Origin of the sequence: Puerhibacterium puerhi, from assembly GCF_009846865.1 — a bacterium.
Classification (GTDB): domain Bacteria; phylum Actinomycetota; class Actinomycetes; order Actinomycetales; family Cellulomonadaceae; genus Puerhibacterium; species Puerhibacterium puerhi.
Genome location: NZ_WUWN01000022.1, coordinates 1 through 17,080, shown reverse-complemented (window position 1 = coordinate 17,080; position 17,080 = coordinate 1). Strand labels below are relative to the sequence as shown.

16 protein-coding genes and 1 riboswitch are annotated in these 17,080 nt (G+C 78.2%); of the genes, 2 read left to right on the top strand and 14 right to left on the bottom strand.

The features are described 5' to 3' along the window. Positions 1 to 165: 165 nt before the first annotated feature. From ribH to fmt, 7 genes are all read right to left on the bottom strand, one after another. Entirely contained in the window at positions 166 to 636 is a 471-nt protein-coding gene (gene ribH / locus GSF02_RS12325; RefSeq protein ID WP_159796775.1) for a 6,7-dimethyl-8-ribityllumazine synthase, read from the bottom strand. Beyond that, positions 633 to 1,952, bottom strand: coding sequence for a 3,4-dihydroxy-2-butanone-4-phosphate synthase (gene ribB, locus GSF02_RS12320; protein WP_159796772.1), 1,320 nt, complete (start codon positions 1,950 to 1,952; stop codon positions 633 to 635). Before ribB ends, ribH begins: the two co-directional genes overlap by 4 nt. Then, entirely contained in the window at positions 1,949 to 2,629 is a 681-nt protein-coding gene (locus tag GSF02_RS12315; RefSeq protein ID WP_159796769.1) for a riboflavin synthase, read from the bottom strand. The genes ribB and GSF02_RS12315 overlap by 4 nt, the downstream gene beginning before the upstream one ends. Further along, complete coding sequence (gene ribD, locus GSF02_RS12310; RefSeq protein ID WP_159796847.1) at positions 2,630 to 3,694, bottom strand: bifunctional diaminohydroxyphosphoribosylaminopyrimidine deaminase/5-amino-6-(5-phosphoribosylamino)uracil reductase RibD; 1,065 nt, start codon at positions 3,692 to 3,694, stop codon at positions 2,630 to 2,632. 205 nt (positions 3,695 to 3,899) lie between these two features. Continuing rightward, positions 3,900 to 4,031, bottom strand: a riboswitch (FMN riboswitch). Between the two features lie 91 nt (positions 4,032 to 4,122). Next, entirely contained in the window at positions 4,123 to 4,785 is a 663-nt protein-coding gene (gene rpe / locus GSF02_RS12305) for a ribulose-phosphate 3-epimerase (protein WP_159796766.1), read from the bottom strand. A gap of 59 nt (positions 4,786 to 4,844) precedes the next feature. Next, a complete protein-coding gene (locus GSF02_RS12300; protein ID WP_159796763.1) occupies positions 4,845 to 6,395 on the bottom strand; it encodes an RsmB/NOP family class I SAM-dependent RNA methyltransferase in 1,551 nt (516 codons plus the stop codon). Beyond that, positions 6,392 to 7,339 carry a methionyl-tRNA formyltransferase gene (gene fmt / locus GSF02_RS12295; RefSeq protein ID WP_159796760.1) on the bottom strand — a complete coding sequence of 316 codons (948 nt, stop codon included), beginning with the start codon at positions 7,337 to 7,339 and terminating at the stop codon, positions 6,392 to 6,394. The genes GSF02_RS12300 and fmt overlap by 4 nt, the downstream gene beginning before the upstream one ends. Before the next feature lie 290 nt (positions 7,340 to 7,629). Here fmt and GSF02_RS18900 point away from each other — a divergent pair, with 290 nt between their 5' ends. After that, entirely contained in the window at positions 7,630 to 8,421 is a 792-nt protein-coding gene (locus tag GSF02_RS18900) for a M15 family metallopeptidase (protein ID WP_235915530.1), read from the top strand. Here GSF02_RS18900 and GSF02_RS12285 read toward each other — a convergent pair. From GSF02_RS12285 to mihF, 7 genes are all read right to left on the bottom strand, one after another. Next, positions 8,415 to 9,122, bottom strand: a complete 708-nt coding sequence (locus GSF02_RS12285; RefSeq protein WP_159796757.1) for an HAD family hydrolase — start codon at positions 9,120 to 9,122, stop codon at positions 8,415 to 8,417. The two genes, GSF02_RS18900 and GSF02_RS12285, sit on opposite strands and share 7 nt — an antisense overlap. Further along, positions 9,119 to 11,425 carry a primosomal protein N' family DNA-binding protein gene (locus tag GSF02_RS12280; RefSeq protein ID WP_159796754.1) on the bottom strand — a complete coding sequence of 769 codons (2,307 nt, stop codon included), beginning with the start codon at positions 11,423 to 11,425 and terminating at the stop codon, positions 9,119 to 9,121. Before GSF02_RS12280 ends, GSF02_RS12285 begins: the two co-directional genes overlap by 4 nt. 54 nt (positions 11,426 to 11,479) lie before the next feature. Next, entirely contained in the window at positions 11,480 to 12,673 is a 1,194-nt protein-coding gene (gene metK, locus GSF02_RS12275; RefSeq protein ID WP_159796751.1) for a methionine adenosyltransferase, read from the bottom strand. Positions 12,674 to 12,809: 136 nt separating this feature from the next. Beyond that, positions 12,810 to 14,036 carry a bifunctional phosphopantothenoylcysteine decarboxylase/phosphopantothenate--cysteine ligase CoaBC gene (gene coaBC, locus GSF02_RS12270; protein ID WP_159796748.1) on the bottom strand — a complete coding sequence of 409 codons (1,227 nt, stop codon included), beginning with the start codon at positions 14,034 to 14,036 and terminating at the stop codon, positions 12,810 to 12,812. A gap of 49 nt (positions 14,037 to 14,085) precedes the next feature. Then, on the bottom strand, positions 14,086 to 14,382 hold the full coding sequence (gene rpoZ, locus GSF02_RS12265) for a DNA-directed RNA polymerase subunit omega (protein ID WP_159796745.1): 297 nt from the start codon (positions 14,380 to 14,382) through the stop codon (positions 14,086 to 14,088). Between the two features lie 56 nt (positions 14,383 to 14,438). Further along, positions 14,439 to 15,080, bottom strand: a complete 642-nt coding sequence (gene gmk / locus GSF02_RS12260; RefSeq protein WP_235915537.1) for a guanylate kinase — start codon at positions 15,078 to 15,080, stop codon at positions 14,439 to 14,441. Positions 15,081 to 15,120: 40 nt separating this feature from the next. After that, positions 15,121 to 15,432, bottom strand: a complete 312-nt coding sequence (gene mihF, locus GSF02_RS12255) for an integration host factor, actinobacterial type (RefSeq protein WP_069984477.1) — start codon at positions 15,430 to 15,432, stop codon at positions 15,121 to 15,123. A gap of 672 nt (positions 15,433 to 16,104) precedes the next feature. Between mihF and GSF02_RS12250 the strand changes: the two genes are divergently transcribed. After that, positions 16,105 to 16,926, top strand: a complete 822-nt coding sequence (locus tag GSF02_RS12250) for an alpha/beta hydrolase (protein WP_159796739.1) — start codon at positions 16,105 to 16,107, stop codon at positions 16,924 to 16,926. Positions 16,927 to 17,080 lie beyond the last annotated feature (154 nt).

The window sequence follows — 17,080 nt, the reverse complement described above, 5'->3', positions numbered from 1 at the left end:
GGGGTCAGCCTAGTGGGGCCGCCCCTCCCCTCCGGGCTGGGGTTCGGTGCTCGGGACGGAGGTCACAGCGGTGAGAGGACGCTTGGCACACTATTAATCTCGTCTCCTACGGTTGTCAGTACCAGCGCAGGCTCGGGCGTGCGCCGGTACTGACAACCGGGAGTGTCAGCCGAGGGCGCGGAGCGCGACCGCCGTCGCGACCGCCGCCTGGGCCGCCTCGTGGCCCTTGTCCTCGCTCGAGCCGGCCAGGCCCGCGCGCTCGAGGGCCTGCTGCTCGTCGTCGCAGGTGAGCACACCGAACCCGACGGGCACGCCGGTGCGCACGCTCACCTCCGTCAGCCCCGACGTGGCCGCCGAGCACACGTAGTCGAAGTGCGGGGTGCCGCCCCGCACCACGACGCCGAGCGCGACGACGGCGTCCGCCCCCGCCGCGGCGGCGCGCGCCGCGGCGACCGGCAGCTCGAACGAGCCCGGCACCCGCACCTCCTGCCACTCCCCCACCCCGGCGGCGCGCAGCGCCCGCCGCGCGCCGTCCAGCAGCCCGTCCATGACGCGCTCGTGCCAGCTGGCGGCCACGACCACGACCCGCAGGCCCGTCCCGTCCACCGACATCGTCGGCGCTCCCGCACCGCTCATGCGCTCTCCTCCTCCAGGGTCGGCGCCGGCCGTGCGTCGGCCGGCGCGGCGAGGGCCAGCCGGTGGCCCATCGCGGTCTTCTTGGTCAGCAGGTACCGGTGGTTGTGCGCGCCGTGGCCCACCTCGAGCGGCGCGGTGGCCGCGACGTCGACGCCCGCCCGCCGCAGGCCCGCCACCTTCTGCGGGTTGTTGGTCAGCAGGGTGACGCGCCCGAGCCCGAGCGCCCGCAGGATCGCCGCCGCGGCGCCGTACTCCCGGGCGTCGACCGGCAGGCCCAGGTGGACGTTCGCCGCGACGGTGTCCATGCCGGCGTCCTGCAGCGCGTAGGCGGCGACCTTGGCGGCCAGGCCGATGCCCCGGCCCTCGTGGCCGCCGAGGTACACGACGGCGCCGCCGTGGGCCGCCACGCGCGCGAGGGCGGCCTCCAGCTGGGGCCCGCAGTCGCAGCGCAGCGACCCCAGCGCGTCCCCGGTGAGGCACTCGGAGTGCACGCGCACCAGCGGCGCTGCGCCGGGCCCCCGGGAGCCCGGGCCGTCCGGCGGCGCGGCCACCAGCGCCACGTGCTCGGCCCCGGTGCGCCGGTCGCGGAACGCGTGCAGCCGGAAGGCGCCGTGCCGGGTGGGCAGGGCCGCCTCGGCCACGGCCGCGACGCGCTCGTCCGGCTGCTCGTCCGCCTCGCCAGGCTCCGCGAGGGCGCTCGGCGCACCGGCGGGGTCGTGCTCCCGGCGCCAGGCGACCAGCTCGGCGACGGTCAGCAGCACGAGGCCCTCGGCCTCCGCGAGACGGCGGGCGTCGTCCCGGCGCACCATCCGGCCGTCGTCGTGCACGAGCTCGGCGATGAGGCCGACCTCGCCGCGCCCGGCGAGCCGCACGAGGTCGACCGCCGCCTCGGTGTGCCCGGGCCGCTCCAGGACGCCGCCGGGCCGGGCGCGCAGGGGCAGCACGTGCCCCGGGCGCACCAGGTCGCCCGGCGCCGCGTCCGGGTCGGCGAGCACCCGCAGCGTCCGGGCCCGGTCGGCGGCGCTGATCCCGGTGCCCACGCCCGAGGCCGCGTCCACGGAGACCGTGTAGGCGGTGCGGAGCGAGTCCTCGTTGCGCGCGACCATCAGCGGCAGGTCGAGCGCGTCGGCGCGCGCGGCCGGCATCGGGGCGCACAGGTAGCCCGAGCTGTGCCGCACCACCCAGGCGACGGTCGCCGCGTCGGCGTCCCGCGCCGCCAGCACGACGTCCACCTCGTCCTCGCGCGCCGCGTCGTCGGCCACGAGCACGGGGCGCCCCGCGGCAAGGGCGGCCAGGGCCGCCGCGACCGCGCTCACCGGGCCTCCTCCGGCGCGGCGGGCAGGACGCCGTCCGCCGGCACGTCCGCCACGGTGCCCGCCCGGCCCGCTGCCGCCCCGTGGGCGAGCAGCCGCTCGACGTACTTGGCCAGCACGTCGACCTCGACGTTGACGACGTCGCCGGGCCGCAGCGCGCCGAGGGTGGTGCGCGCGAGCGTGGTGGGCACCAGGCAGACGGTGAAGGTGTCGGCGCCGGCCTCCGCCACGGTGAGGGAGACGCCGTCGAGCGCGACGGAGCCCTTCGTGGCCACGTACGGCGCGAGCGGCGCGGGCAGGGCGAACGTCAGCTCGTCCCACCGCGGCCCCGGGCTGCGGGCCAGCAGCGTGGCGGTGCCGTCGACGTGACCCTGCACGACGTGCCCGCCCAGGCGCCCGCCGACGGGCAGCGCACGCTCGAGGTTGACGGCGTCGCCCGGCCGGAGCCGGCCGAGGCCGGTGCGGCGCAGGGTCTCGGGCATCACGTCGACCGCGAAGGCCCCGCGCTCGTCGAGGCCGGTGACGGTCAGGCACACGCCGGCGACGGCGATCGAGTCGCCGGGGTGCGCGTCGCGGGTCGCGACGTCGGCCTCGACGACCAGGACGGCGTCGACCGCCGTGGCGTCCGGGTGGGTGAGGGACCGGACGCGGCCGGTCTCCTCGACGATGCCGGTGAACATTCAGCTGTCTCCTTCGATGGGGGCGGTGGCGGCGGCCGGAGCGACGGCCGGGGCGGGCTCGCGGCGGGCGACGAGCAGGACGTCGTCGCCGAGCCGCTCGACGCGCGCGGTGCGCAGCCGCGGCGCGGCGGCGAGGGTGCTCACGCCGAGGTCGCCGACGGCGGCGGGGCCGGCGCCGAGGACGACGGGCGCGAGGTAGGCGTGCAGCTCGTCGACGGCGTCCGCGGCGAGCAGCGCCGTGGCCAGGGCAGGGCCGCCCTCGACGAGCAGGTGGCGCACCTCGCGCGCGGCGACGGCGGCGAGGAGGTCGGCGACGGCGTGGCTGCGCACGTGCAGCAGCGGGCCGCCGGCGCCGCGCAGGCGGGCGGCGGCGGGCACGTCGCGGCGCCCGACGACGACGCGCAGCGGCTGGTGGTCGACGAGCGAGCCGTCGGGGCGGCGCGCGGTGAGGGCCGGGTCGTCGGCGAGGACGGTCCCGGTCGTCACGGCGACCGCGTCGACGGCTGCGCGCACCGCGTGGGCGTGCGCGCGGGCCTGCGGGCCGGTGACCCACCGGCTCGTGCCGTCGCGCGCGGCCACCCGACCGTCGAGGCTGGTGGCCGTCTTGAGGGTGACGTACGGCGTCCCGCGCGCCGCGGCTGTGGCCCACACGCGCAGCAGCTCGGCGGCCTCGGCGGCGCGGACGCCCGAGGTCACCCGCACGCCGCGGGCCCGCAGGGCGGCCGCGCCGCCGGCCGCGGCGGGGTTGGGGTCCTCCACGGCGTGCACCACGTGGGCCACGCCCGCGTCGGCGAGCGCGTGCGCGCACGGGCCCGTGCGGCCGGTGTGCGCGCACGGCTCGAGCGTGACGACGGCCGTCGCGCCGCGGACGTCGTGGCCACGCGCGGCGGCGTCCGCCAGGGCGGCGACCTCCGCGTGCGCGGTGCCCGCCCCGCGGTGCCAGCCCTCGCCGAGGACGCGGGCGGGCGACCCGTCGGGCACGCCGCCGGCGAGCAGCACGCACCCGACCCGGGGGTTGGGGCCGTGGGCGGGCCCGCGGCGCGCGAGCTCGAGGGCGCGGTCCATCGCCGCGGGGACGTCCAGGGACGTCGGCGGGCACGTCGGTAGAGACGTCGACGGGGATGTCGGCGGGGTGCCGGTCACGCGAGATCCTCCCGGAGCGTCGGTGCTCCGGGGGTACGGCGACGGCACGCGCCCGCGGCGCGCGGCCGCTCAGGGCCGCGGGTGCGGGCGCACGACGACGTCACGGTGCGCGCGGGTGCGCGCACCGCACATGCTTCCTCCCATCCGGACTTTCACCGTCGGCCCTGGAGTTCCACCAGGTCAACCGCTCGCCCTTGCGGGTCTGCGGGTCGCGGGCTGTCACCGCCGGTGCGGAATCTCACCGCCCCCGGAGCATGCTTCGTGCTCCGGCGATCCTGCCCCGCCCACCCCGGCGAGGGCAAACCACCGGGTCGGCGGGCCGTTCGCGCCCGCCGACCCGGTGGCACGGCTCAGTGGACGTGCGCGGCGGCGAGCTCGCGCAGCGCGGCGATCTCCTCGGGGATGTTCTCGGCGCCGTAGACGGCCGAGCCGGCCACGAAGACGTCGGCGCCGGCGTCGGCGGCCCGCTCGATCGTGGCGCGCGAGACGCCGCCGTCGACCTGGATCCACACGTCCTGCCCGGACGCGCCGACGGCCTCGCGGGTGCGACGGATCTTGGGCAGCGTCCCCTCGATGAACGACTGGCCGCCGAAGCCGGGCTCCACCGTCATCACGAGGATCATGTCGAACTCGGGCAGCAGGTCGAGGTACGGCTCCACGGGCGTGGCCGGCCGCAGGGCGAGCCCGGCGCGCACGCCGCGGCCGCGCAGCTCGCGGGCCAGGCGGACCGGCGCCGTGGCGGCCTCGGCGTGGAAGGTGACCGACGCGGCGCCGGCCTCGGCGAACGCCGGCGCCCACCGGTCGGGGTCCTCGATCATGAGGTGGGCGTCGATCGGCACCGGCGAGACCTGCGCGATGCGCTCGAAGATCGGCAGCCCCAGCGTGAGGTTGGGCACGAAGTGGTTGTCCATGACGTCCACGTGCGCCAGGTCCGCCGAGGCGATGGCGGCCAGGTCGCGCTCGAGGTTCACGAAGTCGGCGGACAGGATGCTGGGGGCGATGCGAGCGGGCATGGCCCCAGGGTAGGGCGTGCGCGCGCCCCGCCCGCGCCCTCCGCGCACCGCCCGCGGGCTCAGCGCGTGCGGCGCAGCAGCGTCAGGTGCATCGCGTCGGTGCCGTGCACGTGCGGCCACAGCTGGACGTCCGTGCGGTCGGCCAGCGGCACGTCGCGGCCCGTGGCCGCCCCGAGCGCGGCGGGGGCGTCCAGGCGCTCGACGTCGTCGCGCCGGCGCAGGACGTCGTCGACCACCAGCCGCGTCTCGGCGAGGTGCGGCGAGCACGTGACGTAGGCCACGACGCCGCCGACGCGGACCGCGTCCAGGGCCGAGGCGAGCAGCTCGCGCTGCAGCGTGGTCAGGTGCGCCAGGTCGGCGGGCGTGCGGCGCCAGCGCGACTCCGGGCGCCGCCGCAGGGCGCCCAGCCCGGTGCACGGGGCGTCGACCATGACGCGGTCGAACCCGCCGGGCTCGAGGCCCCCGAGCTCGCGGCCGTCGCCGGTGCGCACGTCCTCCACCACGCCGTCGGGCACGGCGCGCAGCGCCTGGCGCACCAGGCGTGCGCGGTGCGGCGCCACCTCGTTCGCCACGAGGCGCGCGCCGCGCTGCGCGGCCAGGGCGGCCAGCAGGGCAGCCTTGCCGCCGGGCCCCGCGCACAGGTCCAGCCAGCGGGCGTCCGGGCCGTCCAGCGGGGCCGCCGCCAGCGCCAGGGCCACGAGCTGGGAGCCCTCGTCCTGGACGCCGGCGCGGCCGTCGGCCACCGCCGGCACCGCGACGGGGTCACCCGACTCGAGCACGGACGCGGTCGGGGACCACCGTCCCGGCGCCACCCGGACGCCCTCGGGTGCCCCGTCGGTCAGCTCGTCGGGCGCGACGAGCCCGGGCCGGGCCACCAGCGTGACGCGGGGCGCGGCGTTGTCGGCCTCGAGGAGGGCGTCTGTCTCGCCCGGGTCGCGCCCGTTGCCGGCGAGGGCCTCGCGCAGGGCGCGGACGATCCACGCGGGGTGCGAGCCGACCGCGGCGCTGGCCGCGACGGCGTCGGGCGCCTCCGCGCGCAGCCGCTCGAGCCAGCCGTCGAGGTCGGTGCCGGCCACGCGGCGCAGCACCGCGTTGACCATCTGGGCCGGCCCCGCGCCGACGCGGTCGCGCGCCAGGCCGACCGTCTCGGACACCGCGGCGTGCTGCGGCACCCGCATGCCGAGCAGCTGGTGGGCGCCCAGGCGCAGCACGTCCAGCAGGGGCGCGTCGAGCCGCTCCAGCGGACGGTCGACGCAGCGGGCCAGCACGGCGTCGTACCGGCCGCGCAGGCGCAGGGTGCCGTAGGCCAGCTCGGTGGCGAACGCGGCGTCGCGGCCGGCGATGCGCCGCTCGCGCAGCAGCGGGGGCAGCACGAGGTTGGCGTAGGCGTCCGAGCCGTCCACCTCGCGCAGCACGTCGAACGCGGCGGTGCGGGCCGGGTCGGTGCCCCGGCGTCGCTGGGACGGGGCCTGCGACGTGCGGCTGCGCTCGCCGCGGGCGCGCGCGGCACCGCGCTGCCGGCCGCGGGCGTCCCGCCGCTCGTCGCCTCCCCGGCCACCGCTGCGGCCGGGCTCGCTCCCGCGCCCGCGCGCCTCGTCGCGCGGGCTCATCGCGCGGCCCCCAGCACGGTGCCCTCGGCGGGCCGGGCGCCGCGCGCCCAGTCGGCGGCCGCCATGGGCCGCTTGCCGACCGGCTGCACGTCCCCGAGCTGGACGGCGTGGGTGGCGGTGCCCACGAGCACCTCCTTCTTGCCCGCGCGCAGCTCCCCCGGCGACAGGTCGGTCACGTCCGGGCGCGGGACGACCGGGCCGAGGCCGAGCCGGGTGGCCTGGCCGTCGCCGGCCGGCAGGGTGGTCCAGGCGCCGGGGGCGGGCGTGCACCCGCGCACCAGCCGGTCCACCGCGAGGGCCGGGACGCGGAAGTCGACGAAGGCGTCGGCCGGGGTGAGCTTGGGGGCGATCGAGACCCCGTCGGCGGGCTGCGGCTGCGGCTGCGCGCTGCCCTCCTCCAGCGCGTCCAGGCTGGCCACGAGCAGGCCGGCGCCCGCCCGGGACAGGCGGTCGAGCAGGTCGCCGGCCGTGTCGCGGGGCCGGACCGTCTCGGTGAGCGTGCCGAGCACCGGGCCGGTGTCCATGCCCTCGTCCAGCAGGAAGGTGGTGGCACCGGTGACCTCGTCGCCGGCGATGACGGCGCGCTGCACGGGCGCGGCGCCGCGCCAGGCGGGCAGCACGGAGAAGTGCAGGTTGACCCAGCCGTGCCGCGGCACGGCGAGCACGTCGGGGCGCAGCAGGTGCCCGTAGGCGACCACGGGCGCCGCGTCGACGGCGAGCTCGCGCAGGCGGGCGAGGAACTCCTCGCCGCGCGGCGGGTCCGTGATGACGGGGATGCCCGCCTCCTCGGCGGCGACCCGCACCGGGCTCGGCACGAGCCGTCGGCCGCGCCCGGCGGGGGCGTCGGCGCGGGTGAGCACGGCGACCACCTCGTGCCGCGAGGCGATCAGCGCCTCCAGCGACGGGACGGCGACCTGCGGGGTTCCGGCGAAGAGGAGGCGCACCCGCCGATTCTACGGACCGCGGGGCGGCGGCCCGGCCGTGCCCGCGCCCGGGTGCTCCGCCGCTGTGGCCACCGGGGCGCGGGGCGGGTACGGTCACCTCCGGCACGTGCTTCACGGCGTCGCCGCCGCGGGCCGTGCCGCAGGCCGGGGCGCACCACGCGCCGCTGTCACCGCCCCCGACCGTCCAGCCCGTACGCCGAGACCCAGGACCGACCGTGCCGACCCGAGCCCGACACCTCGCCCGACGCGGAGCCGCTCTCCCGCAGCCCCGTGCCCGCCGCCGCGCCGTCGTGCTGCTCCTGGCCGCCGCCCTCGTCCCCGCCACGGCCCTGCCCGCCACGGCCGTCGCGCGAACCGTCAGCGCCGAGCCGGCCGTCGCGCAGACCGTCACCGCCGCCGGCCCAGAGCACCGGGCGGTCGCGCTGGGGACCCCGCGCCGGCCGGTCGCGATCCCGGACCCGAGCCGGGCCGGCTCGCTCGTCGCTCCCCCGCCCCGGGCCCCGGAGCCGGCCGTCACGGCGGCCGGGACCCTCGTCGTCGTGAACAAGCAGCGCCCGCTCGAGCCGCTCGACTACGCCCCGCACCACCTGGGCGCCGTCGCGGGCACCGACGTCGAGCTGCGCGAGGACGCCGCGGCGGCCGCCGACCGGCTGCTGGCCGACGCCGAGCGCGCCGGGGTGCCGATGCTGCCGCGCAGCGGGTTCCGGTCGTACGAGACCCAGGTCGCCACGTACGCCCACTGGGAGGACGTGCTGGGGTCGGCCGAGGCCGACGTGCAGTCGGCGCGCCCGGGCTACTCCGAGCACCAGACCGGCCTGGCCCTGGACGTGCTGCCGGCCGACGGCACGTGCCAGGCGTTCGGCTGCTTCGGCGACACGCCCCAGGCGGCGTGGCTGGCCGAGCACGCGCCCGACTACGGCTTCGTGGTGCGCTACCAGGACGGCCAGGAGGACGTCACCGGGTACACGGCCGAGCCGTGGCACCTGCGCTACGTCGGCGCCGCCACGGCCGCCGACGTCGCCGCCTCCGGCGCGCGCAGCCTCGAGGAGTACTTCGGCCTGCCGGCCGCGCCCACCTACTGAGGGCGCCGAGGGCGCCCGTCCCCGTCGGGCGCGTCCGGCGACGCACCCGCGTCCCCGTCCGGCCGCACCGGCACGCCGAGCGCCCGCAGGTCTGCGCGCAGCCGCTCCGTCGTCGTGAAGCGCAGCGCGTGGAAGCCGACCGACGCGGCCGCCTCGACGTTGACCGCCGTGTCGTCGACGAACACGGCCCGCGCGGGCTCGACGTCGAAGGTCTCGGCGAGGTGGCGGAAGATCGCCGGGTCGGGCTTGGCCAGGCACACCCGGCCGGACACGACCACCCCGTCCATGAGGTCGATCGCCGGGGCCGCCTGCGCCGCGTGGTGGAAGGTCTCCGCCCACCAGTTCGTCAGCCCGTAGAGCCGCAGGCCCCGCTCCTTGAGCTCGGCGACCAGCTCGGCCGACCCGGGCACGGGGCCGCCGAGCGTGCCGGCGTAGTTCTCGAGGTAGGCGTCGAGCATCGGCACGTGGTGCGGCGCGGTGGCCGCCACCGCGGCGCGACCCTGGGCGTAGGGCCGCCCGGCGTCCTGGGCGTGGTTGAAGGTCGCGAAGTCGAAGTCGGCGAAGAACGCGTCGACGGCAGCCGGGTCGTGGTCGGCGTAGGCGCCCCGCGGGTCCCAGCGGACCAGCACGTTGCCGAAGTCGTACACGACGGTGTCGATGGCGGGGCGCGGGTGGTCGCGGCCGGCGTCCTGGTCGGTCACAGCATCTCCGGGGGGTCGAGCTGCACGCGCACGCTGCCGGGCTCGCGCCGGGCGGAGCGGACGGCGAGCGAGGCGCGCAGCTGCTGGGCGAGGGCGAGGCCGTCGCGCGCGGGCACGCGCACGACGACGCGGACGGGGGCGGCGTCGAACAGGCTGCCGTCCCCGACGACGTCCCGCGGGTCGGGCTCGGTCTCCACGGGCCCCAGGACGGACTGCGGCCCGGCGAGCCCGACGCGGTCGACGACCGCCAGCACGCCGGCGCGGTCGCCGGTCACGGCGGCGACGCGCACCGCCGGGGGCAGGTCGAGCTCCACGCGCTCGGCCAGCTCGCGGTCGGCGAAGCCGCCGGGGTCGAACCGCACGAGCGCGCCGGTCGGGCCGGGCGCGCCGTCGCCGACGAGCAGGACCTGGCCCCCGGCACCGGCCGGGCGGACGAGGTGGGCGGCCGCGAGCCAGCGGTGCAGCGCGCGCGTCGCGCTCGCCAGGCCCACCCCGGCGGTGGCGACGGCGGCGTCGAGCAGGAGCGCTGCGGCGTACCCGCCCTCGGCGACCGGCTCGGCGCCGGGGGTCGCGACGACCACCGCGGGCGTGCCAGGCACCGCGCCCAGCACGCCGCCCGGCGCCGTCGAGGCGGACACGCGCACCGGCACCCCGGGGAACGCGCGCCCGAGCTCCTCCGCCGTGCGCTCCGTGCCCACGCGCACGGCGCGCATGCTGCCGTTGCCGCACTCGTCGCACCGCCACCCGCCGGCCAGGCGGCCGCACCAGCGGCACTGCGGCGTCGACGCGGCGCCGCCGAGCGCGAGCGGACCGTGGCACGCGGCGCACCGCGCCGGGGTGCGGCACCGCGAGCAGGCCACCACCGGCAGGTAGCCCGTGCGGGGGACCTGCACGAGCACCGGCCCACGGGTCAGCGCGTCGCGCGCGGCCCGCCAGGCGGCCGTCGGCACGCGGGCGGCGGCGCCCGCGCCCTCGGCCGCGAGCTCGACCGACGTCAGCGCCCGCACCCGCGGGGCCCGCGCGCGCACGACGTCGCGGGGCGCGGCGACCTCCCGCGCCCACCCGGAGGCCAGCAGCGCCTGCGCCTCGACCGTGCGGCCCGGCGAGCCGAGCAGGAGCGCCGCGGTCTCCAGGTCGCTGCGCAGGGCCAGAACGTCGCGCGCGTGCGGGTAGGGCGCGTGCGGCTCGGCGTGGGTGTCCTCGCCGTCGTCCCACAGCACGACCAGGCCGAGGTCCGTCACGGGCGCGAACGCCGCCGCCCGCGTGCCCACGACGACGCGCGCGAGCCCGTGCCGCGCCGCGAGGAAGGCCCGGTACCGCGGTGCGGGACCGTCGTCGGCGAGCAGCCGCACGTGGTCGCGCACCCCGGCCGCGTCCAGCGCGGCGCACGCCCGCTCGGCGTCCCGGGCGTCCGGGACGACGACGAGCGCACCGCGGCCCGCGGCCACGGCGCTGCGCACGGCCACCGCGACGGCGGCGGCCCAGTGCGGCAGCCGCGGGGGCTCGTCGTCCGACGGGGCGGGGGCCAGGCCCGGGAGCGGGGTCCAGACGGCCTTCGGCGCGCCGCCGGCCGCCACGTGGCCCAGGAACGCCTCGCCGCCGTGGTACGGGGACCACAGGTGCGCCCAGGCGGCCGGCAGGACGCGCGGTCCCGGCGGGCGCACCGGCGCGCCGGGCGTGTCGCCCGTCTCGGTGCCGGCGGCCTCGGTGCCGCCCTCGGCCGCGGCGCCGTCGTCCACGTCCGTCCCTGCGTCGGTCCCTGCGTCAGCCTCGGCGTCGGCCTCTGCGTCAGCCTCGGCGTCGGTCGCACCGCCGGCGACCCGCGCGAGGACCTCCTTCTCGACGCGCGCGTGGCGCGGCGGCACCGCCAGGCGCAGCACGTCGGACAGCGTGCCGGCCCACCGGTCCGCCACCGCCCGGGCCAGCCGCAGCACCTGCGGCGCGAGCACCGGGTCGCCCGACACGACGCGGCGCAGCGGCACCAGCCGGCCCGGGTGGTCCGAGGACTCGAGGCGCGCGACCACGTAGCCGTCGACCTCCTGGGGGCCGAACCGCGCCCGCACGCGTGCGCCCGGGACGGCGTCCCGCGCCATCGACGCGGGCACGAGGTAGTCGTACTCGTGGTCCAGGTGCGCGGGCTGCAGGTCGAGCACGACGCGGGCGACCGGCAGCTCGGTGGCCATCTCCTGGGCGCCGAGCGGCACCCGGCGGCGGCCGCCCCGCCCCCGGGCGGGGGCGGGGACGTCGTCGAGCCCCAGCAGCGCCGGCTGCTCCGGGATCTCGACGTCGCTCACGGCCACCATCTCACCACGCCCCGCCCACAGGCCCGCCGGGATCCTGCGGCTCGAGCCCCGGGCTCAGACCGCGGCGCGCAGCGCGTCGACGCGGTCCGTGCGCTCCCAGGTGAACTCCGGCAGCTCGCGGCCGAAGTGCCCGTACGCCGAGGTCTTGGAGTAGATGGGGCGCAGCAGGTCGAGGTCGCGGATGATCGCGGCCGGGCGCAGGTCGAACACGGCGTCGATCGCGCCGATGATCCGCTCCACCGGGACGGTCTCGGTGCCGAACGTCTCGACGTACAGGCCGACCGGGTGGGCCCGCCCGATCGCGTAGGCGACCTGCACCTCGCAGCGGCGCGCCAGGCCCGCCGCGACGACGTTCTTGGCCACCCACCGCATCGCGTACGCCGCCGAGCGGTCCACCTTCGAGGGGTCCTTGCCGGAGAAGGCGCCGCCGCCGTGGCGGGACATGCCGCCGTAGGTGTCGACGATGATCTTGCGGCCGGTGAGGCCGGCGTCGCCCTGCGGGCCGCCGACGACGAACTTGCCCGTCGGGTTCACGTAGAGGTGGGCGCCGGCGGACTCCAGGTCGACGGTGGCGAGCACCGGCGCCACGACGCGCTCGGCGATCTCCTGGTGCAGCTTGTCCTGGGCCACGTCGCCGTCGTGCTGCGTGGAGACGACGACGGCGTCGACGCGCACCGGCCGGTCGCCGTCGTAGGCGATCGTCACCTGGGTCTTGCCGTCGGGACGCAGGCCCGGGACCTCCCCCGTCTTGCGCACCTGGGCGAGGCGCTCGGCGAGCCGGTGCGACAGCCAGATCGGCAGCGGCATGAGCTGCGGCGTGTCGTCGCAGGCGTAGCCGAACATCAGGCCCTGGTCGCCGGCGCCCTGGGCGTCGAGCGGGTCGAGGTCGGAGGCGTCGTCGCGCTGCTCGGCCGACTTGTCCACGCCCTGGGCGATGTCGGGCGACTGCTGGCCGATCGAGACCGACACGCCGCACGAGTCGCCGTCGAAACCGATCGCCGAGGAGGTGTACCCGATCCCGCGCACGACGTCGCGCACGATCTGCGGGATCTCGACGTAGGCGTCGGTGGTCACCTCGCCGGCGACGTGCACGAGGCCGGTGGTGACCATGGTCTCCACCGCCACGCGCGAGTGCGGGTCCTGCTCGAGCAGGGAGTCGAGGATCGCGTCCGAGATCTGGTCGCAGACCTTGTCCGGGTGCCCCTCGGTGACGGACTCGGACGTGAACAGACGCAGGGCATCGGTCATGGCGCACAACCCTAAGGGCTCGACGGGCCGCGCGTCCCCCTCCCGGGCAACGCGCGTCTCACAACACGAGAAAGTCTCGCATGGCGGACCGAGTCCCGGCGGGCGGCGTCGGGGTGAACCTGCGCGAGCGCGGCGGTCAGGCAAACAGCTTGGCGACCGCGTCCCAGATCGCGTCCGCGACGTCGCGCTTGCTGCCCGCCGCCTCGGCGACGGTCTCCCCCGCCGCGTCGAGCAGGGTCACGGCGTTGTCCGCCGTGCCGAAGCCGAGGCCGCCGCCGACGGCGTTGACGGCCAGCAGGTCGGCGCCCTTGCGCCGGGCCTTGGCGCGGCCGTGGTGCAGCACGTCGCCCTGGTCGTCGCCCGTCTCCGCCGCGAAGCCGACCACGACCTGCCCGGGCCGCAGCCGGTCGGCGGCCAGCTCCGCGAGGACGTCCGGGTTCTCGACGAGCTCGATCGGCGCCGGGCCCTGCCCGGGCACCTTCTTGATCTTCGCCGCCGGCGCGGCGGCGGGCCGGAAGTCGGCCACCGCGGCGGCCATCACCACGACGTCGGCCTGCGCCGCGGCGGTGCGGACCGCGTCCCGCAGCTGCGCAGTCGTCTCCACCGCCACGACGTCGTCGGCCGCACCTGCCGGCGGGTCGGCGATGTTGGCCGCCACCAGCGTGACGTGCGCGCCGCGGGCGCGTGCCGCCTGGGCCAGGGCCACGCCCTGGCGCCCGGTGGAGCGGTTGCCGATGAACCGGACCGGGTCGATCGGCTCGCGGGTGCCGCCCGCCGACACCACGACGCGGCGCCCGGCGAGGTCCCGCACCGCGTCGGGCGCGCCGCCGGCGTCCGGCGCTCCGACGACGGCGAGGGCCGCCCGGGCGATGTCCTCGGGCTCCGGCAGCCGGCCGGGCCCGGTGTCCTTGCCGGTGAGCCGGCCCGAGGCCGGCTCGATGACGTGCACGCCGCGCGCCCGCAGGGTCGCGACGTTCGCCCGGGTGGCCGGGTGGTCCCACATCTCCGTGTGCATGGCCGGGGCCATGACGACCGGGCAGCGTGCGGTGAGCAGGGTGGAGGTCAGCAGGTCGTCGGCGCGCCCGGTCGCGGCGCGCGCCAGCAGGTCGGCGGTGGCCGGGGCGACGACCACGAGGTCGGCGCCCTTGCCGAGGGCAACGTGCTGGACGTGCTCGACGTCGTCGAACACCTCGGTGCTCACGGGCTCGCCCGACAGCGCCTCCCACGTGGGGGCGCCGACGAACCGCAGCGCCGCCGCGGTGGGGATGACGCGCACGGCGTGCCCCGCCTCGCGCAGCAGACGCAGCAGGAGCACCGCCTTGTACGCGGCGATGCCCCCGCTGACGCCCAGGAGGATCCTCATGCGGGCCTGTCGTCCTCCGATGGTCCGGACCGGTCGCTCGAGCGTGCGCTCAGAGCGAGGTCTTCGAGTCCTTGGCGGCGTCCGGGTCCTCGGTCGGGGTCGAGGTGAGCAGGCCCTCGTTGATCTCGCGCATGGCGATCGACAGGGGCTTCTCCTGCGAGCGGGCCTCGACGAGCGGGCCCACGTTCTCGAGCAGGCCCTCGTTGAGCTGGGAGTAGTAGGCGTTGATCTGGCGGGCACGCTTGGCGGCGTACAGCACCAGGCCGTACTTCGAGTCGGTCTTCTCGAGCAGCTCGTCGATCGGCGGGTCGGTGATGCCGATGGGCTGCGCGACGGTTCCGGCCACGGTTCACGCTCCAGTGGTGGGAGGAATGGGATTCGACTGGCCAGTCTACCCGGCCGTCAGCGCACGGCCGGGGCACCGTCCGGCGCACCGTCCGGCGCAGGGGGCGCGGCGGGCACGGCCGGCGTCGGCTCGATGCCCATCGCCCGGACCAGCTCGTCGGTGGCCCGGCGCACGTCGTCGTTGACGATCGTGACGTCGAACTCGCTCTCCGCCGCCAGCTCGACGCGCGCGGTCGCCAGCCGCCGCTCGCGCTCCTCCGCGTCCTCCGTGCCGCGCCCCACGAGCCGGCGCACCAGCTCGTCGAACGACGGCGGCGCCAGGAACACGAAGCGCGCCTCGGGCATGGTCTCGCGCACCTGGCGGGCGCCCTGCAGGTCGATCTCCAGGAGCGTGGGCACGCCGGCCGCGAGGTGCTCCTCGACGGGGCGGCGCGGGGTGCCGTACCGGTTGCGGCCGTGCACCACCGCCCACTCGAGCATCTCGCCGGCGGCGACCATGGCGTCGAACTCCTCCGGCGTCACGAAGAGGTAGTGCACGCCGTCGACCTCGCCGGGCCGCGGCGGCCGCGTCGTCGCCGACACCGACAGCCACACCTGCGGGTAGCGGGCGCGCACGTCCGCCGACACCGTCCCCTTCCCGACGGCGGTCGGCCCGGCCAGGACGGTGAGGCGGGCGGAGCGGGGCTCCTGGTCGTGCAGGTCCTGGGGGGCCGGGGTGCCGGCGGGTGTCGCGGAAATGTCAGCCAAACCTCTCGATCAGCGCCGCGGTCTGGTGCGGTCCGAGGCCACGGACGCGGCGGGTCTCGGCGATCCCGATCTCCTCCATGATCGCCCGGGCCTTCACCTTACCGACACCGGGGAGCGACTCCAGCAGCGAGACGACCTTGAGCTTGCCGACCACGTCGTCCGTCTGGCCCTGCTCGATCACCTCCTTGAGCGAGCCCTGGGAGTACTTCAGGCGGTTCTTGATCTCCGCGCGCACCCGGCGCGCCTCGGCGGCCTTCTCGAGTGCCGCAGCACGCTGTTCCGGGGTGAGAGGGGGAAGGGCCACTCAAGTCACCTACTCAGTCGAGCCGATGGGGGGTACTGCTCCCGACGAAAGTAACCACGACCTGCGGCGCGGGCAATCGGTGATCGACGGCGTGGCGCGACACGGTCGTACCCGGCGGCGGTGCGTTCCGGGCATCCGGCGCGTAACGGCGCCCCGCGGGCCCTGGGTCGCGCCCGCGCGGGCCGCTCGCGCGGCCGGCCCCGCGGCCCTACCGTGGCGCTCGACGGGACCCGCGCCGCGGGCCCGCCCGAGCACGACTGCCGCGACAGCGCCCGGCGCGACGAGGAGCTCCCATGGCGACCAGGCACGCGCGCCCCGCCCGCCGCCGTGCCCGGGCCCTCGCCGCTGCGGCGACGGCCCTGGCCGTCGGCGTGCCGGGCGTCGTCGCCCTCGGCGCGGTGGCGCCCACCCTGCCGCTCGTGTCGCAGGCCGCGCACGGCGCCGGCTACGCCGGCTGGCTGTGCGTGCTGGCGGCCGCCGGGCTCGCCGGCGCGACGGCGCGCTGGTGGGCCCGGCGCACGGTGCTGCGCGGCGTCGTCGCGGCGGTCGCCGCCGCGGGGCTCGTCGGGTGCGGCCTGGTGCTCGAGCGCCTGCTGGGCGCCGCGGACGCCGCCGGCGTGGCCGTCGACCCGTTCCGGTGGCCGGACCCGGTCCCCCCCGCCGGACGCCACGGTGGCGTACACGACCGACGGCGGGCGCCCGGTCGAGCTGTCGCTGTGGGAGCCGCACGACGGCGCCGACCACTCCGGCGGACCCGCACCGGTCGCGGTGTGGCTGCACGGCGGCGGCTGGGTGTCGAGCACGCGGCTGGCACCGGTGGGCCTGGCGCACCTGGAGCAGCTGCGCCGGCGCGGGTGGCTGGTGGCGCACGTCGACTACAGCCTCTCGGACGCCACCACGCACCGGTGGGACACCACCGAGCCGCAGGTGGCGTGCGCGCTGGCGTGGCTGGGCCGGCACGCGGGAGACCACGGCGGGGACGCCGACCGCCTGACGCTGATGGGGGCGTCGGCCGGGGGCAACCTGGCGCTCGACGTGGCCTACCGCGCGGCGGCGGGCACGCTCGAGCCGTCCTGCGGCGGGCGGTTGCCGGTGCCCGCCTCCGTCGTCGTCACCTCCCCCGTCGCCGACCCGGCCGGCTTCCACGACAACCCCGACCCGGTGCTGGGGCCGCTGACGCGGTGGATGGCCCGCGCCTACACCGGCGGCACCCCGGCGCAGCACCCGGAGCGATACCGCGCGATCACGCCGGCCACGCACGTCACGGCGCAGGCGCCGCCCACGCTCGTCGTGGTCCCGGACCACGACGGGATCGTCCCGCCCGCGGGCGCGCGGGCCTTCGTCGACGCCGCGCGGGCCGGGGGCGCGGACGTCGAGCTCGTCGTCGTGCCGCACGGCCAGCACACCTTCGACCTGCCCGGGACGGTCGGCGCCCAGCTCGTGGACGGGCTGGCCGTCCGGTGGATCACCGCGCACGGCGCGGGGCCCGGCTGAGACGACGGCGGTCGGCGCCAGGCGACGCCGGTCGGCGTCGGCCGCGCGGCGGGGCGCCGGCCGGGTCTCCCCCGGCCGGCGCCCCGGCTGTCAGCCGCGCAGCGCGGCGGCGGCCTCCCGGGCGGCCTCGGCGGCGGCGGACCGCAGCGCGCCG

What these genes read in the sequence shown, in the direction of transcription:
- GSF02_RS12280 (WP_159796754.1), bottom strand. Translation starts at nt 11,425, where the DNA reads ATGGTGGCCGTGAGCGACGTCGAGATCCCGGAGCAGCCGGCGCTGCTG.
- metK (WP_159796751.1), bottom strand. Translation starts at nt 12,673, where the DNA reads ATGACCGATGCCCTGCGTCTGTTCACGTCCGAGTCCGTCACCGAGGGG.
- rpe (WP_159796766.1), bottom strand. Translation starts at nt 4,785, where the DNA reads ATGCCCGCTCGCATCGCCCCCAGCATCCTGTCCGCCGACTTCGTGAAC.
- coaBC (WP_159796748.1), bottom strand. Translation starts at nt 14,036, where the DNA reads ATGAGGATCCTCCTGGGCGTCAGCGGGGGCATCGCCGCGTACAAGGCG.
- ribD (WP_159796847.1), bottom strand. Translation starts at nt 3,694, where the DNA reads ATGGACCGCGCCCTCGAGCTCGCGCGCCGCGGGCCCGCCCACGGCCCC.
- ribH (WP_159796775.1), bottom strand. Translation starts at nt 636, where the DNA reads ATGAGCGGTGCGGGAGCGCCGACGATGTCGGTGGACGGGACGGGCCTG.
- GSF02_RS12315 (WP_159796769.1), bottom strand. Translation starts at nt 2,629, where the DNA reads ATGTTCACCGGCATCGTCGAGGAGACCGGCCGCGTCCGGTCCCTCACC.
- GSF02_RS12300 (WP_159796763.1), bottom strand. Translation starts at nt 6,395, where the DNA reads ATGAGCCCGCGCGACGAGGCGCGCGGGCGCGGGAGCGAGCCCGGCCGC.